This window comes from Mycolicibacterium obuense (assembly GCF_055397605.1).
The window spans coordinates 5,338,296-5,353,846 of the sequence record NZ_AP043663.1; the positions used below are offsets into that span (position 1 = coordinate 5,338,296).

A 15,551-nucleotide genomic window follows, 5' to 3' on the forward strand; every position below is an offset into this window, starting at 1 on the left:
CTCCTTGAGTCAGTGGCCCGGGCCGTACAGGCCGAACCGGTTGTCGGGGTCGCCGGGCACCCAGGTGCAGTCCACCTGCGAACGGGTGCCCATCTCCTTGACGCGACGCAGCAGCCGCTGCCCCAGCTCGAGTTGGCCGGGCTCCCATTTGGCCAGCGCCTCGGCGATGTCGGCGCTGTCGGACAGTGCGTCATGCAGCGCCCATGCGTTCGCGGCCGCCTTGGCCGTGCCTGCCGCGGCGTGCGGCCGGGCTGCGCTGGCGGCGTCGCCGACGAGCGCCACCCTGCCCAGTGCCATCTGGGAGACGCCGACGTCGTAGACGGCCTGCAGGTAGGGCTGCTCCGTACGCAGCACCACCTCGGCGGCGGCAGGCGCAAGCAGTTCGATTGCCGCCGAACGCATCTCGTCAACGAACCGGTCCTGCACCTGACCGGGATGCAGCGACACCCCGGCCACGAAGCCGCGCTTGTCGGTCATCAGCTCGTCGAGCTGATGACCGTCGGGCACGTTGCGGTACCAGACGTAGTTGAGCAGCCGCTCCCCCACCGCCAGACCACCCCCGGGCGCAGGGATCGGATAGACGTTGATGTGGGTGTGTGGCGCGACGCTGTAGCTGATCGAGTCGTGCAGCAGCTCGAACGTCTCGGGTGACACCTCTCGCTCGGGCACCGTGCCACGCCAGCCGACGTATCCGGAGTACTCCATCCGCGCGTCGGGTGCGATGCGGCGCCGGCTCGGTGAGCCGATACCGTCGGCGAACACCACGAGCTCGGCGGTCTCGACCCGTCCCGAGGCGAACCGCACCGTCACCGCGTCGGCGTCCTGGTCGAAGCCGGCGGCGTACTCGCCGAGGTGATAGTGGCCCGTGCCCGCCGCATCGGTGAAGTCGGTGAGCAGGGCCCGGTAGAAGGTGCCCCATGAGGTGTAGCTCCACGGCGCGTTCTCGCGGTGCAACACCGTGTTGTCCGCACCCAGGTACTGCACGAAATGTGTTCGGGTGCTGACGGTCTCCGGGTGCTGGCTGCTGCACTCGGTGAACCAGCGCAGCGTGTCGGGCTGCAGCACGATGCCGCCGCCACGGCCGTCGAGATCGGTCGGCGTGCGCTCGTACACGTCGACGTCGAAGCCGAGGCGGCGCAGCAGCAGCGCGGCTGTCAGCCCGCCGATCGATCCGCCGATCACCAGCGCCCGGTGACAACTCCAACTCACGTCACTCATGGTGTTCTCCTGTGTCGAGCCCGAGGAACGCTCGGGCGTTGGCCTCCAGTGCCGCGTCGTCGATGCCGGCCGCGCGCGGGAGCTCGAGGGGGGTTGCGGTGCCCATGTCGAACGGGTAGTCGCTGCCGCACATCAGGTGGGCAGGATCGGCCTGAGCGCGCAGCAACTGCAGGGTGGGTACGTCATGGGTGAGCGTGTCGAACCACAACTGGGAGAACATCTCCCGCGGTGGCCGGGTGCCGGCACCGCGCACGTCGGCCCGCTGCTGCCAGCCGTGCGCCCAGCGCCCCACCAGGGCGGGTGCGCACCCACCACCGTGGACGAGGCAGATCCGCAGGTTCGAGAACTCGTCGAGGACGCCGCCGAGAGTGAGCGCGGCGGCCGCTGTGGCGGATTCGACGGGGTTTCCAATCAGATTCGCCAGGTAGTGCGACGACCATTCCGGCCGGGGCAGCTGCATCGGGTGCACGAGGACGGCGAGATCGAGATCAGCTGCGGCGCCGATGATCTCCCGCATCGGATCCACATCGAACGATGCCGTGCCCAGCAGCGGGGGCATGGCGATCCCGTACATCCCGTCGGTGCCGGCCAGCGCCGACATCTGCTTGGCGGCAGCCTCGGGGTCGTGCAGTGACACCAGCCCGAGGCCCACCAGCCTGCCGTCGCTGTCCCGACAGACCTGCGCGAGATCGTCGTTGTAGCTGCCGACGAACTCGTCGACGTCTCCTTCGGCGACCGGGAAGGCGAACGGCGGCGCCGACAGCACCCGGGCGCCCAGGCCCGCGGCGTCGGTGTCCGCGAGCACCCGGGATACGTCGCTCATCGCCTCGGTCTCGATGGACAACGGCAGCTCGCCCAGGTGCAGTTCGCCCTGGTGATCGCGCAACGGGGGCAGCGGGGAGCCGGGGGCGAGCCCGAACAGGTGCTGCGGCAACCAGTGTGCGTGGACATCGATCGGTCCGGGGCGCAAGCTCATGCCGCCGAACCCATCGCCTCGAGCGCCTCGAAGCGCGCGAGCACCTCGGCTTGCAGCAGGGCCACCGCCGGATCGGAGGCGCGGCGCGGGCGCGGCAGGTCCACGTCGATGATCTCGTGCACCCGACCACCGGGGGCGAGCACGACGATGCGGTCGGAGAGCTGTACCGCCTCGGTGACGTCGTGGGTGACGAACATGACCGTGCGGCGCGACTCCAACCAGATCCGTTCCAGATGCTCGCGCAGGGTGCGCGACGTCATCGCGTCGAGGTGGCTGAACGGCTCGTCCATCAGCAGGATGTCGGGCTCGACGGCGAACGCGCGGGCGATGCCGATGCGCTGCTGCTGGCCGCCGGAGAGCTGCGCGGGGAACCGGTCGGCGCAGTGGCTCAGGCCGACCAGGTCGAGGTAGTGCCGGGCCCGGTCCTGCCACCCGTCGCGCTCGTGCTGGACGAAGCCGAGGTTGGCCATCACGGTCCGCCACGGCAGCAGCCGCGGATCCTGGAACACATAGCCGACCCGGGCGTCGCGCGAGCCGGCCCGCAGCGACACCGTGCCGGAGGTGTGCGGTTCGATGCCGGAGACGATGTTGAGCAGCGTGGTCTTACCGCTGCCCGACGGACCGACCACCGAGACGAATGTCTCGCCCGAGATCGTCAGGTCGACCTCGTCGATGACCCGGGTGACCGCTCCGCGGCGGTCGGTGAATTCCTTGACCAGTTGCTTGATTTCGATTGCAGCCATTGGACTTTCTCGCTTTCTAGACGGTGCGCCAGCGGGTGGTGCGGCGCTCGATGGGACCCAGGATCAGCAGATCGGCGACCACCAGCAGGGCGATGAACACCAGCACCCAGGCGAGGAACCCGTCGAGTTGATTGGCGTCGTACCAGTAGCGGGCGCGCCAGCCGACGCCCGAGGTGGAACCGAACCATTCGGCCAGCAGCAGCCCGTTCCAGGCGCTCATGATCGCGAAGCGCACTGCGGCCACGGTGGAACCGGCCACGGCCGGTGCGACGATCTGGCGCAGCACCTTCGCCCGTGACACTCCGAACGACCGTGCCATCAACACCAACTCCGCGGGGACGGCCCGCGTGGCCTTGGCGATGTTGACCACGACGAAGGGCAGGCCGGACAGGAACACCGTCATCACCGGGGTGAGCCAGCCGAAACCGAACCACATCGTGGTCAGCAGCGCCCAGATCACCGCGGGAATGGCGAGTCCGGCGGCGGTCAGATCGGAGAAAGCCAGATCCGCCAACCGGGACAGTCCCATCAGCACGCCCAGCGCGGCACCGACCACCAGCGCGGCAGCGAGCCCGAGCACGAACCGGTTCATGCTGATCGCCAGGTTGCCCCAGAGTTCGCCGGCGGCGGCTTCAGAACCCAGCCGGGTCACCGCGTCCGGCAGTGATGGCACGCGGTTGCCGAGGACGACGGCCAGCTGCCAGGCGGCCAGGATGCTCGCCACCGCGGCCAGAACCGCTGTGGCCGAGAGTGATCCGCTGGAGATCCGGCGGGTCATGGTGGTCATGCGATCTCCTTGCGCCAGGCGAAGAAGCGATTCTCGAGCGCGGCCAGGCCGCGCTCGATCAGCACCATCGCGACGATGAAAAGGGTTGTCCACGCCAGCATGTCGTCGACGCGGAACTCCTGGTAGGCCTTGCGGATCATGAAGCCGACGCCGCTGCTCGCGCCGAACACCTCGGTCAACGCCTCCACCTTCCACGCCATCGCGAAGCCGTATCGCACGCCGGCGAAGACGAACGTCGTCACCGCCGGGAGGTAGAGGTGGCGCACCACGTCGGTGCGGCTCCGCCCGAAGGCATGGCACATCGACAGCAGCCTGCAGTCCACCGAGCGCACCCCCTCGGCGACGTTGATCGCGATGAACGGCAGCGCCACCAGCGCGGAGACCACGATCGGCCCGCCCGCGCCGACACCGAAGATCAGCAGTCCGAACACCGCGTAGGTCAGTCCCGGCATGTTGCCGAGCACGAACAGCGGCAGTGAGAAGTACGACGTCATGAATCGGCTGCGGCCCATCAGGAATCCGATGACCAGGCCACCGGCCATCGCGATCACGAATCCGGCGGCGATCTTGGCGATGCTGACCGAGAAGTTGGACAGCGCCTCCCCTGAGACGACGATCGCGCCCACCTGCTCGGCGACTCCGGCGGGCCGGGGAACGATCGGGTCGTCGATCCACGCGGCGACGGCCGCCCAGATCGCGACCGCGAGGACCAGTGCGGTGCCTGAGGCCAGCCACCGCAGGTTCGCGGTCAGGCCGAGCCGCCGCCGGCGGGGGCGCCGATTGGCGGGCACCGGTACGGACGGCGAATCCGGCGGGGCGACGGTCGAGGTCACGGCTGAACTCCTTCGGTCGGCAGGAACTTCGGATCGGTGACGTCATCGCCGATGACGCCGGTGGCGCGCATCAGGTCGAAGACCGAGCTCTCGTCGGCGGCCCACTTCGGGTCGAACCGGACCTCGTCGACCACCCAGTCATTTTCGGCGACATAGGCTTTCATGAAGGCGATGTCTTCGGGCGTGGCGACGGCGAAATGCTGGGGATAGCGTTCGATCATCTCGTCGCGGTGGGCTCGCCATTCGGCCAGGCCGCGGTCCCACAGGTCGAGGAAGGCCGACACCTCGCCCGGGTGGGCATCCACCCAGTCCTTGCGGCCCACGAAGACGTTGCCCATCGGACCGTCGTGGCCCGGCGCGTTCAGTTCGGCGAACAGATCGGCCGATGACTTCCCGTCGTAGAGCGGGCGCACCGAGCCATCGCGCAGCTCGCGCGCCGACAGATCCGGGTAGCAGATGCAGGCATCGATCTCGCCGCGCGCCAACAGGTTCGACAGGTTCTGGATGTCGGCGACGATGATCTGGTAGTCCCCGTCGACCAGCTTCGCATCGTGCATCTGCTTGACCAGGGCGCTCCACACCAGCGTGCCCGACACCGTGGTGAACACACCGAGGCGCTTGCCCTTCAGATCGGCGAGCGTCTGCGCGGGGTCGTTCGCGCGCACCAGGATCCGGCTGCGTTCGGCGTTGTAGCGCCCGATGATGACGGTCTCGCGCCGGGTCTGCTCCTCGAGGCCCGGCACCTCGAACGACGCGGTGGAGATGATGTCGGCGTGACCGCCGGCGAACAACCCGAACTCGTCCCACGTCGCACTGGTCTCGATGCGGTAGCCGGTGTCGCGCTCCCACTGCGCCACCACGCCGGTCTCGTTCATGTAGTCCCAGATCGGGTCGGGGGCGAACGTGAAACGGATGACGCCGTCCTGCGCCGTACGTGAGGACGCCGGCCCGCCCAGCCCGGCCGCGCAGCCGGTGGCGGCCAGCAGCACCGCGCTGAGGGCCAGGGCGAGCACCGCGCGCGCCCAGGTCCGAATCGAGAGTGTCACCGGTTACCTCCTTGGTCTGTGACCGCGGTCACGACTCTCACTGTGGAGGGTGACGACAACAGAGGCAATGTCTTGACAGACACACTTAGGCTGATCGATGTGTCTGTTGATACACACGACGGCGAGGGCCAGCTGGAAGTCTGGTTGGGAGCTCTCGCCGACATCGGGGAAGCCGTCGGTGGGGACACCCCAGTGGAGGCCGTGCTGGATCGGGTGGCCGAGACCGCATGCACCCTGCTCGGATACGACTTCTGCGCCGTCTTCCTGCCGACCACCGATCGCAGTGCGCTCACCATCGTCGGTTCACACGGGCTCTCGCCGGACTATGTCGCCCAGGTCAACGCCGACCGGCCGATCCTGCTCGACGTGCGCGACGAGTACGAGGCACCGACCAGCATCGCCTTCCGCACCGGTGAGGTGGTCACGGTCGACGACATCGACCGCAAGCCGCACTTCACGTGGAGTGGGGTGGCGCACGAGCAGGGCTACCGGGCACTGATCTCGGTTCCGCTACGCCGGTCCGGCACCGTCGTCGGGGCGCTGAACGGCTACCGGGCCGGCCCCCACCGATTCGATCGCGCCGAGGTCGGACTGGTCAGCACGCTGGCGACCCAGGTCGCAGTCGCACTCGGGACCGCGCAACTGCGCGCCGCCGAACAGGCGACGATCACCGAATTGCGGCGCGCCGCAGAGGTTCACACATTGCTGACCGAGACGGCGCTGCGCGGTGAAGGTGTCACCGGCGTCGCCGAAGCACTGGCCGAACTGCTCGGGCGGTCAGTGGTGATCGACGACGTCTACGCAGAGCAACTGGCGGCCGCGGGCTCGCCCGGCGAAGCCGAAGACTTCACCGTCACCGACGTGATCCTCGACGGCGCGCCGGTGGCGCACATTCGCGTCGCCGCTACGGACGATCCACTGTCCGCCGTCGACGTCCGCGCGATCGAACAGGCCGCAGTCGTCACCGCACTCGAGTTGTTGCGTGCCCGCACAGCGGCCGAAGTCGAACAACGCCTACGCGGATCGCTGGTGGCCGACGTACTGGGCTCCGACCCCGGCTCGCTTCCCGCCATCGTCGATCGGGCCCGCCGGCTGGGCTGGGATCTCGCCGGCACGCAGACGCTGATCGGGCTGCGCTGCAACGACACCGAGGCACTGCTGGCCGCCGCCGACCGCTTCTTCCGGCACGCGACGCAGCGCCCCCTGTCGGCCGTGCACCGTGGTGACGTGATCCTGCTCTGGCCCAGCGGAGCCGCCGTGGAGACGACCCGTCGACTCGTCGACACCGTCGCGATGACGGGGGTGATCGCCGCGGTGTCGAGAACAGTCGACGCCGCGGGATTGCCCGCCACATTCCGGGCCGTCCGTGGCGCCCTGGACCTGGCCGCCGGCGCGGGGGCCCCGGCCGTGATCGACCTGACCCAGCTGACGGTCGACCAGCTGCTGCTCGAGCTGGGAGACACGGCGCGCCTGAAGGAGTTCGCGACATCGGTGCTGGGCCGCGCCATGGACTACGACCGCACCCGCTCGACGGCGCTGCTCGACACCGCCCGCGTCGTCATCGACGCCGGACTGGACCGGCGGGCCGCCGCCGCGCGGCTTCACCTGCACCACAACACCGTTGCTCAGCGGATGCGCCGCCTCGAGGAACTCACGGGGTTGGCGATGTCGCGCCCTGCCGATCTGCTGCAGCTGACGTCGGCGCTGACGGTCGCCCGGATCGCCGCGCTGGGGTGAGCAGTGTCAGGCCGTGATCGCGTCGAGCGCACGGTGGATCCGCTGCTCACTGATCGGGCGGGGGGTGCCGAGTTGCTGAGCCCACAGGCTGACGCGTAGTTCTTCGATCATCCAGGCGATGTCGCGCACGTCGGCAGCGGCCGCCCGGGCCGGCGACAGCGCCGCGACCACGTCGTCGTAGGCGTCCTGCACCGCGTCCACGCGGTCCATCCGCTCGCGGTCGGCGACCGGCGCCTGCGGCAGCCGCTCGAGTCGCCTGCTGATCGCGGTCAGATAGCGGGTGAGGTCGGCCAGCCGCGGCGCACCCGCGGCTGCCACGAAGCCGGCGGGCACCAGCCGTGTGAGTTGGGCGCGGATGTCGGCGATCGCGTCGGCCTGGGCCGCCGACGGCGTGTCCGGTAGCGCGAGCGACACCTCGTGGAGCGCGGTGACCACCTTCTGCGCACGCCGCACCACGTCGAGGGTCGTGGGCACCAGATCCCGGGTCACGCGGCTGCGGGCCTGCTCGAATTCCGTTCTGGTCCAGATCGGTTCGGGCACCAGCAGCTGCAACGCCGCGTCGGCGCAGTCCTCGATCAGCGCGGTGAGCGAACCGTCCGGGTTGGTGCCCAGGGTCAACCGGGTCCGCATGTCGAGCGCCTTCTCCACCTGCTTGGCCACCGATGGCCCCGTGAGCCGGAGCAGTCGCCGGGTACCTGCCGGCGCGGCGATCGCCTGCTCGGCCGCGCTGGCGAACACGCGCACCGCCACCGACGTTCCCTCGTCGACGAGCGCGGGATACCCACGCACGGTGTTGCCGGATCGCCCCGGCCGTTCCACGACGCGCGGCAACTCGTCGATGTCGGGCCACGCGCGCAGCCCCGCTCGTTCCAGGTCCCCGGCCGCAGCCGCCACCGCGTCACGGGCCGGCGCGGCCAGCGTCCGCTGCAGTTCGGTGAGGTCCTTGCCCCGGGCCACGACCTTGCCGTCGGCGGCCTCCACCGCGAACGTCACCCGTAGATGGGCTGGGACCTTGTCCAGGTCGAACGCATCGATCGGGACGAGAATGCCGGTGCGCCGGCGTAATTCGCGTTGCACTGCGTCGAGCAGCGAGCCGTCCTCCGGTGTGATCGACGACAGCAGCGCGCGGGCGGTGTCGGGGGCGGGCACGAAGTTGCGGCGCAGATCCTTGGGCAGCGATTTGATCAGCGCGGTCAGCAGCTCTTCGCGCAGGGCGGGTACCTGCCAGGCGAACTCGTCACCGCCCAACCGGGCCAGGACGTCGACGGGCACGTGGACGGTGACGCCGTCGTCGGTGGCGCCGGGGTCGTAGCGGTAGGACAGCGGCAGCGCTACATCGTCGGCCCGCCAGGAGTCGGGTTGGTCCGCACCGGACTCGTTGCGCAGCAGATCATCTCGCGTCATCGTCAGCAGATCCGGCGTGCGGTGGCGCTGCTTGCGCCACCACCCGTCGAAGTGCCGCGCCGAGACGACCTCCGGGGGAATCCTGGCGTCGTAGAACGCGAGAATCTCCTCGTGGCCGACCAGCAGGTCGCGGCGGCGGGCGCGCTCCTCGAGATCGGCGAGCTCCGCGCGCAACCGGGCATTGTCGGCGAAGAAGTGGTGTTTGGTGCGCCACTCCTGGTCGACCAGGGCGTGCCGGATGAACAGCTCGCGGGCCACCGGCGGATCGATCTGCGCGTAGTTCACCCGGCGCCGCGCCACCAGCGGCAGCCCGTACAGCGTCACCTTCTCGAACGCCATCACGGCTCCGCGCTCGGCATCCCAGTGCGGCTCACTGTGCGTGCGCACCACAAGATGTCCCGCCACCCGCTCCACGGCCTCCGGATCGACACGGGCCGCGATACGCCCGAAGAGCCGGCTGGTCTCCACCAGGTCGGCCACCACCACCCAGCGCGGTGGCCGACGGGTCAGCACCGATCCGGGTGCCAGGACGAACTTCGCGTTGCGCGCGCCCAGATAGTCTCGGCCGTCGCCCTCACGCATCCCGATGTGCGACAGCAGACCCGCGGTGAGCGCCGCGTGGACCCGCGCTGCATCGGCCGGCTCGTCGGATTCGGTGATGCCGAGATCGCGACAGATGCCGCGTAGCTGCCCGACCAGATCCTGCCATTCCCGGATCCGTAGGTAGTGCAGGAACTCCTCGCGGCACATCCGTCGAAAAGAGCTGCCAGACCGTTCTTTTCGTTGCTCACCGAGGTAGCGCCACAGGTTCAGGAACGACACGAAGTCGGAGTGCTCGTCGGCGAAGCGCGCATGCTTCTGCCGCGCCGCCTCCTCCCGCTCGGTGGGCCGCTCCCGGGGATCCGGGATGGACAGTGCCGCGGCGAGCACCAGCATCTCTCGCACACATCCCTCGGTGTCGGCCTGCAGGATCATCCGGCCCAGCCGCGGATCCACCGGGATCTGCGCCAGCCGGCGGCCCAGCGGAGTGAGCTCACCGTCGGTGAAGGCGCCCAGTTCGGTCAGCAGCGCGATGCCGTCGCGGATACTGCGCGCATCGGGCGGGTCCAGGAATCCGAAGCCCTCGATGTCGCCGAACCCGAGCGCGGCCATCTGCAGGATCACCGCGGCGAGGTTGGTGCGCAGGATCTCGGGATCGGTGTAGCGGGGCCGGGATTCGAAATCCTGCTCCGAGTACAGGCGAATGCACACACCCGGCGCCGTGCGGCCGGATCGGCCGGCACGCTGCGCGGCCGAGGCCTGCGAGATCGGCTCGATCGGCAACCGCTGCACCTTGGTGCGCCGGCTGTACCGGGAGATCCGTGCCGTTCCGGGGTCGACGACGTAGCGGATGCCCGGCACCGTCAGCGACGTCTCGGCGACGTTGGTGGCCAGCACCACCCGTCGGAGAGCCTTGCTCGGGCTGAACACTTTCTGCTGCTCTGCGGTGGGCAGGCGCGCGTAGAGGGGCAGGATCTCGGCCCGGTCGCCGAGATCAGCGCGCAACGCCTCTGCGGTGTCGCGGATTTCGCGCTCACCGGACAGGAACACCAGCACGTCGCCGGGCGGCTCGCTCGCGAGTTCGGCGACGGCGTCGACGATGGCGTCGGTCGGGTCGCGCAGCTCGGTGCGCACCACGTCGTGGTCGGGGTCATCCGGGTCGTCACCCTCGGCGACCACCGGCACTTCCAGTGGGCGGTAACGGATTTCGACGGGATAGGTGCGGCCACTGACTTCCAGGATCGGCGCCGGCGTACCGTCGGTGGCGAAGTGCCGCGCGAAGCGCTCCGGCTCGATCGTCGCCGATGTGACGATCACCTTGAGGTCGGGCCGCCGCGGCAGGAGCTGGCGCAGATACCCGAGCAGGAAGTCGATGTTGAGGCTGCGTTCGTGCGCCTCGTCGATGATCAGGGTGTCGTAGCGGAGCAGGCGGCGGTCACGCTGGATGTCGGCCAGCAGGATGCCGTCGGTCATCAACTTCACCAGCGTGCGATCACTGGCCTGGTCGGTGAACCGGACTGTGTAGCCGACGGCCTCGCCCAGCGGGGTGCCGAGTTCGTCGGCGATGCGTTGGGCGACAGTGCGCGCGGCCAGCCGGCGCGGCTGCGTGTGCCCGATGGTGCCGCGGATGCCGCGGCCCAGCTCCAGGCAGATCTTCGGCAGCTGCGTGGTCTTCCCCGAGCCCGTCTCGCCGGCCACGATGACGACCTGGTTCGCGGCGATCGCGGCGGCGATGTCGTCGCGCCGCTCGCTGACCGGCAGATCCGGATAGCTGATGGTCGGCACGGCAGCTTGCCGGGTGGCGATCAGCGCCTCGGCCGCCGTGATCTGCTGGGTCAGCCGCTCTAGGTGCGCGGGATCGGGTGACCGCAGCTGGCGCAGTTTGCGGCCGATCCGCGACGCGTCCCGCAGGGTCAGGCCGTCCAACCGGGCGCGCAGCGCGCGCACGTCGGCAGTGGTGCTCGAATCGGACATCTCAGGCAGCGGTCACCGTCGTCAGGCAGAACGGATGGCCGGCCGGGTCGAGCATCACCCGCCACAGCGCGGGCTGCGGCTGCGAATCTGCCTGGCGTGCGCCGAGCCGCTCGGCGGCGGCCACCGCGGCGTCGACGTCGGTGACCGACACGTCGAGGTGCATCTGGGCGGGCACATCGGGGTTCGGCCATGTCGGCGCGACGTACCCGTCGACGCGCATGAGCGCCAGGATGGCCTTGCCGTCGGTGATCGCCACCACGCCGCCGTCGGGCGTCTCCACCAACCGTCGCATGCCGAGCAGCGCGGCGTAGAAGTCCGCCAGCTCAGCCGGATCCGGGCAGTCGATCGACGTCGAGCCCAGCGTGCCGACCGCGGGGTGCGCGGGGGTCTGCGCGGAAGTCATGGTCTCCACTCTGGCACGCGACGGACGGCGCGAGCGTACGGCTGCGTGCGAACAACACTGCCGCGGCGAGCACCACCTCGACCGCCGCGACGACGGTGGCCGGGTGCAGTGCGTGTCCCACCGCGCCGTGTGTCCCGTCAGGCTGTCCGGCCGAGTGGTGTTCGGCGGGCAGCCGAAGATGCATCGCGATCATCGCCAGGTTCATCAACGCGACCAGCAGCCAAGCCCGCACGCTGTCACGCGTCATCAGTTCCCAGCCGCAGTACAGGCACCCCGCGACCATCGCGGCCGTCAGCGCCACCAGCCAAGGACTGCCCATGCCGAGCGCAGCACCCCCGTGCAGCACCGCCGAGGCTACGGCCAGCGCCGCAGCCGCACACGCGGGCAGCTGCACTCTCATCGATGAAGTAGACCGCAGCAGCGGGGAATTCTCAGCGCGAGCGCGCGGGGTGTTCGCTGGTCTGCTTAGCTACACGCGTGCGCTGGGGTGCGGGGAGGCTCGCTGCTGCGATGACGGTGTTGTCCTTCACGACGGTGAGTGTCACCACTGCCGATGCCGAACCCGTGGCGATGCGCCCGCAGTTCTACGACAAGGTGACGCGCGACGGCTGGCACCTGAACATCCGGATCGACAACGAGGTGGTCAACTCGGTGCCGAACCTGGCCAACGCCAACGATTCTCGCGAGGGTTTCGTCACCGCGTCGGCGACCGCCACGGCCGTCGGCGGATCGAGCCCGATCACCGACAGCATCTTCATCCTGGGCTACCAGCTGGGCTGCCAGTCCGATGTGTCCGCCGGCCTGCAGTACGGCGGCACGGCCGGCGTCGCACCGCAGGGCGCGATCGGTGTCGGTAGCGGCTCCGGTGTCTCCGTCGGCGGCACGGGTGGCGTCGCCGGATTCGTGCAGACAGTTCTGCAACCCGGCGTGATCGTCGACCTCCCGCTGTCGAACATGACCCTGAGCCCGGACGGCCGGGCGATGATCGACATCGACAACATCCACATCAAGGCCGATGCGTGCGGCGGCGACGTGACCGTACGGTCGTATGCGTACCTGCGCGTCTCGACCGACGTCGCGCACACGCAATTCGCGGTCTACGGCGACCCGATCAAGATCTAGGTGACGATGATGCGCCGGACGTGGGTCTCGCTGCTGGCCGCGATGACGCTCGCCGCCGCGATAGCAGCTGCCCCCGTCGCAGCCGGCCAGCCGGACCTGCCCGACCCACCGCCGTGGGTGCCGCTGGCACCCGATGTCGAACCGGGCAGCTTCGACTACCCGTACAACGTCATCGCGGTCGAGCCGCCGCCACTGACGGACTCACGCGGGGTACGGATCGCGGCCACAGTCGACACGCCGTCACAGGCCGAGGGACTGCCGGGAAGCAGCCGAGGAAACGCACCCCAGGACGAGGGACCGCTGGTGACCTCGAACAGCCGCTACGGCATCTCCGCCGGTCTGGAACCGCCGGGCACCCCGACCCCGGGGGTCTCGGCCAGCGCCGGTGTGGCGGCCATGCCGACGGCGGAGAGCCCGTCGGGAACGCCGCCGTCAACCGTCGCGCAGCCCGAGTCTCCGCTGCCGGACGACCTGCCCGTGTACCCGCTGCCCGCGATCGAGGAGCCCGGGAATCCGCACGAGCCGATCTACGGCCGGCCGCTGCCTTAGGCCGTGTCGGGCGCCCAGTGGGCGAGCATCTCGGCGAACGTCTCGAACGCCGGGGTGTTGATGCCGTAGGTGGCCTCGAAGTGCACGCTGAGCGGGAAGCCCAGCTCGCCCACTCCGTCGATGACGCGCTTGTACAGGTCGACCATCAGCTTGCGCCGCTGCACCGGTTCCGAACCGGCCAGCTGCTTGACGAACTCCTGCTCGGCGGCAACGGCGGCATTGCCGGGATCCTGGATCAGCCAGTTGATCAAACCGACCTTGGTCTCCACCGCCGGCACGAATCCGAAAGACAGCAGGATCTCGGGACGGTGTTCGTTGGTCTTGGCGAACTCGGTGAGGAAGTCGACGATCGTGTCGGAGTACAGCAGCTGCGTCATGCCATAGGTGGCGCCACGGTCACACTTGAACGTGAACCGGCCCTGCTCGCCCTCGCGGGTGGGGATGAGGATGACGCCGCGATTGTCGACGACCTCGTCGAAGATCGTCAACGCATCCGTGGGCGCCACCCCGGAGCCCTCGCCGTCGCTGAGAGTGCGCGGCACACCCACGAACGCGATCCCGTCGAACCCGCTGTCGCTGAGCTCGGCCAGCCGGCCGCGCAGGGTGGGCTCGTCCATGAACGCGGTGACCTGGGTGCACAACCCGCGCACATCGGGCAGTTCCGGCTTGATCATCGACCAGAACTCGAGGACGTCGAGCTTGGGCTTCATCTCCAGAGGACGGTCGTCGTCCTCCTCGATCATGCCCGGGATCATCACGTGCCGGACGCGCCCGCCGATGCCCGCCTCGGCCGAACAGCGCAGCACCTTCTCGGCGTCGGAGAGAGCCTGCTCGCGTCCCCGGTCGACGTTCGGCGGCACCAGCTCCAAAGCGATGGTGTTCAGGCTCACAAGTTGCTCCACATCTGAGTTCTCACAGCCCGGCTGCCCGGCCGACGATGCTCGTCAGCCCACGATTCCCCCGTCACCGGCGAGCAATCACCATACCGAGCGGAGCCGTGCCGGGCGCGTCGCGCACCCACCCCGCGACCACCATCACGCACTCTTCGGCTTTCATGGAGAGCGATCCCCTATGAGAATTCTGATTCGCCGTTGCGTCACCGTCACGCTGTTCGCGCTGCTCGCCATCCTGGCCGCAGCGTGCAGTGGTCTGCAGTCACCGCCCGCCTCTCCGTCATCGAGCGCGGATTCCACGTCCCCGAGAGTCACGTCTCCGTTCGACCCGACGACGACTCCGTCGGCGCCCGCCGGCCCCATGCTCGCCTACCGCGCCGCCGATGAGATCGGCGTCGTCGACGGCACCACCAAGATCGCCACGGTGGCCGGGCCCTTCGCGCCCAGCAACGACCTCATCACCACCGAGGACGGCCGGTTCGTGTTCTCCCGCACCGTCGACAACCACGTCGGGATCCTCGATGTGGCGAACCGGCGGGGTGGCATTCGCCAGATCCCGGTGGGCCCCACGCTGGGCACCGCGGGCGGCAGCACGATCGTCTGGTGGGAGCAGCCGAACCGGCTCATGAGTCTCGACCTCGCGGCACCGGATGCGACGCCCCGGCCGATGCAGACCGTCGACCTCCCGGCCGCGCCGGGCGCGGGCGACCCGCGGCTGATCGTGGCCCGCGGCGGAACCGCCGTGCTGGCCCGCGTCGAAGCGCCGCCGTCCCCGTTCGGCGGCCCGGACACGCTCTACGCGGTACGCGGGCCCGGCGCACCGACGTCGCTCGGACAGGTCGACGCCAACAGCCCGGTCACCGTCGCCCGCCTCTCCCCCGACGGCGGCTCGCTGGCCTACGCGCTCTACCGGGCCACCAACGATGCGTGCGGCACCGCGGCCGTCGTGCAGGCCGATGCGGACGGCAACCAGCAGACGTTCGACGTCGCCGCCACCGATCCGGCGGCCGGCTTCCGCATCACCAAGCTGTGGTGGCCGCAGCAGGGCCCGCCCAAGCTGAGCCTGACGACGTGGCGCTGCGGTCAACCGCAAGCCGCGCCCCCGGTCGTGTGGCAATTGACCGGCGACCACATCGCCCAGGTCGCCCCACCGACATCGGCGTTGCAGACCACCGAGTTGGCCCCGGGGCAGCGGGCGCTGATCCTGCCGCACAGCGATGGCTACACCGACCCCGCCGGCGCGCTGGTGGTCGAGGAGAGCTCCCGCCGGATTCCCGTCAAGGACAACGTCGACGCCATCGCTCTGATCCAGACGTCTCCGTAGTC

Annotated in this window: 14 protein-coding genes; 4 read left to right on the forward strand and 10 right to left on the reverse strand. The window is 69.6% G+C overall.

Features of this window, described 5'->3' with window-relative positions; translation table 11 throughout:
* Positions 1 to 9 precede the first annotated feature (9 nt).
* From ACZ50N_RS25865 to ACZ50N_RS25890, 6 genes are read right to left on the reverse strand one after another with little or no spacing between them, the layout of a single operon-like run.
* Positions 10 to 1,218, reverse strand: a complete 1,209-nt coding sequence (locus ACZ50N_RS25865) for an FAD binding domain-containing protein (protein ID WP_464474127.1) — start codon at positions 1,216 to 1,218, stop codon at positions 10 to 12.
* Positions 1,211 to 2,194: an amidohydrolase family protein gene (locus ACZ50N_RS25870; protein ID WP_073684913.1), complete on the reverse strand. Its 984-nt coding sequence runs from the start codon at positions 2,192 to 2,194 to the stop codon at positions 1,211 to 1,213. The genes ACZ50N_RS25865 and ACZ50N_RS25870 overlap by 8 nt, the downstream gene beginning before the upstream one ends.
* Positions 2,191 to 2,937 carry an ABC transporter ATP-binding protein gene (locus tag ACZ50N_RS25875; RefSeq protein WP_046365006.1) on the reverse strand — a complete coding sequence of 249 codons (747 nt, stop codon included), beginning with the start codon at positions 2,935 to 2,937 and terminating at the stop codon, positions 2,191 to 2,193. Before ACZ50N_RS25875 ends, ACZ50N_RS25870 begins: the two co-directional genes overlap by 4 nt.
* A 16-nt stretch (positions 2,938 to 2,953) precedes the next feature.
* Positions 2,954 to 3,724, reverse strand: a complete 771-nt coding sequence (locus ACZ50N_RS25880) for an ABC transporter permease (protein WP_464469154.1) — start codon at positions 3,722 to 3,724, stop codon at positions 2,954 to 2,956.
* Positions 3,721 to 4,557, reverse strand: coding sequence for an ABC transporter permease (locus ACZ50N_RS25885; protein ID WP_464474128.1), 837 nt, complete (start codon positions 4,555 to 4,557; stop codon positions 3,721 to 3,723). The genes ACZ50N_RS25880 and ACZ50N_RS25885 overlap by 4 nt, the downstream gene beginning before the upstream one ends.
* Positions 4,554 to 5,603 carry an ABC transporter substrate-binding protein gene (locus ACZ50N_RS25890; protein WP_464474129.1) on the reverse strand — a complete coding sequence of 350 codons (1,050 nt, stop codon included), beginning with the start codon at positions 5,601 to 5,603 and terminating at the stop codon, positions 4,554 to 4,556. The genes ACZ50N_RS25885 and ACZ50N_RS25890 overlap by 4 nt, the downstream gene beginning before the upstream one ends.
* Before the next feature lie 99 nt (positions 5,604 to 5,702).
* On the opposite strand from ACZ50N_RS25890, the gene ACZ50N_RS25895 reads away from it, so the two are divergent.
* A complete protein-coding gene (locus ACZ50N_RS25895; protein ID WP_464474130.1) occupies positions 5,703 to 7,340 on the forward strand; it encodes a helix-turn-helix domain-containing protein in 1,638 nt (545 codons plus the stop codon).
* A gap of 6 nt (positions 7,341 to 7,346) precedes the next feature.
* Here the strand turns inward: ACZ50N_RS25895 and hrpA are convergent, their stop codons facing one another.
* Genes hrpA through ACZ50N_RS25910 form a run of 3 tightly spaced genes read right to left on the reverse strand, consistent with a single transcriptional unit; the run spans position 7,347 to position 11,980 of the window.
* Entirely contained in the window at positions 7,347 to 11,258 is a 3,912-nt protein-coding gene (gene hrpA / locus ACZ50N_RS25900; RefSeq protein WP_464474131.1) for an ATP-dependent RNA helicase HrpA, read from the reverse strand.
* Position 11,259: 1 nt separating this feature from the next.
* Positions 11,260 to 11,661, reverse strand: a complete 402-nt coding sequence (locus ACZ50N_RS25905) for a VOC family protein (protein WP_046365972.1) — start codon at positions 11,659 to 11,661, stop codon at positions 11,260 to 11,262.
* On the reverse strand, positions 11,582 to 11,980 hold the full coding sequence (locus ACZ50N_RS25910; RefSeq protein WP_464474132.1) for a hypothetical protein: 399 nt from the start codon (positions 11,978 to 11,980) through the stop codon (positions 11,582 to 11,584). Before ACZ50N_RS25910 ends, ACZ50N_RS25905 begins: the two co-directional genes overlap by 80 nt.
* 191 nt (positions 11,981 to 12,171) lie before the next feature.
* Between ACZ50N_RS25910 and ACZ50N_RS25915 the strand changes: the two genes are divergently transcribed.
* Positions 12,172 to 12,783 carry an MspA family porin gene (locus ACZ50N_RS25915; protein WP_464474133.1) on the forward strand — a complete coding sequence of 204 codons (612 nt, stop codon included), beginning with the start codon at positions 12,172 to 12,174 and terminating at the stop codon, positions 12,781 to 12,783.
* On the forward strand, positions 12,784 to 13,332 hold the full coding sequence (locus ACZ50N_RS25920; RefSeq protein ID WP_464474134.1) for a hypothetical protein: 549 nt from the start codon (positions 12,784 to 12,786) through the stop codon (positions 13,330 to 13,332).
* Here ACZ50N_RS25920 and ACZ50N_RS25925 read toward each other — a convergent pair.
* Positions 13,329 to 14,222 (reverse strand): mycobacterial-type methylenetetrahydrofolate reductase, encoded by an 894-nt coding sequence (locus ACZ50N_RS25925; protein ID WP_046365982.1) that lies wholly within the window; start codon positions 14,220 to 14,222, stop codon positions 13,329 to 13,331. The genes ACZ50N_RS25920 and ACZ50N_RS25925 overlap by 4 nt on opposite strands.
* Positions 14,223 to 14,403: 181 nt before the next feature.
* Between ACZ50N_RS25925 and ACZ50N_RS25930 the strand changes: the two genes are divergently transcribed.
* Positions 14,404 to 15,549, forward strand: a complete 1,146-nt coding sequence (locus ACZ50N_RS25930; RefSeq protein ID WP_464474135.1) for a hypothetical protein — start codon at positions 14,404 to 14,406, stop codon at positions 15,547 to 15,549.
* The last annotated feature ends 2 nt before the right edge of the window (positions 15,550 to 15,551 follow it).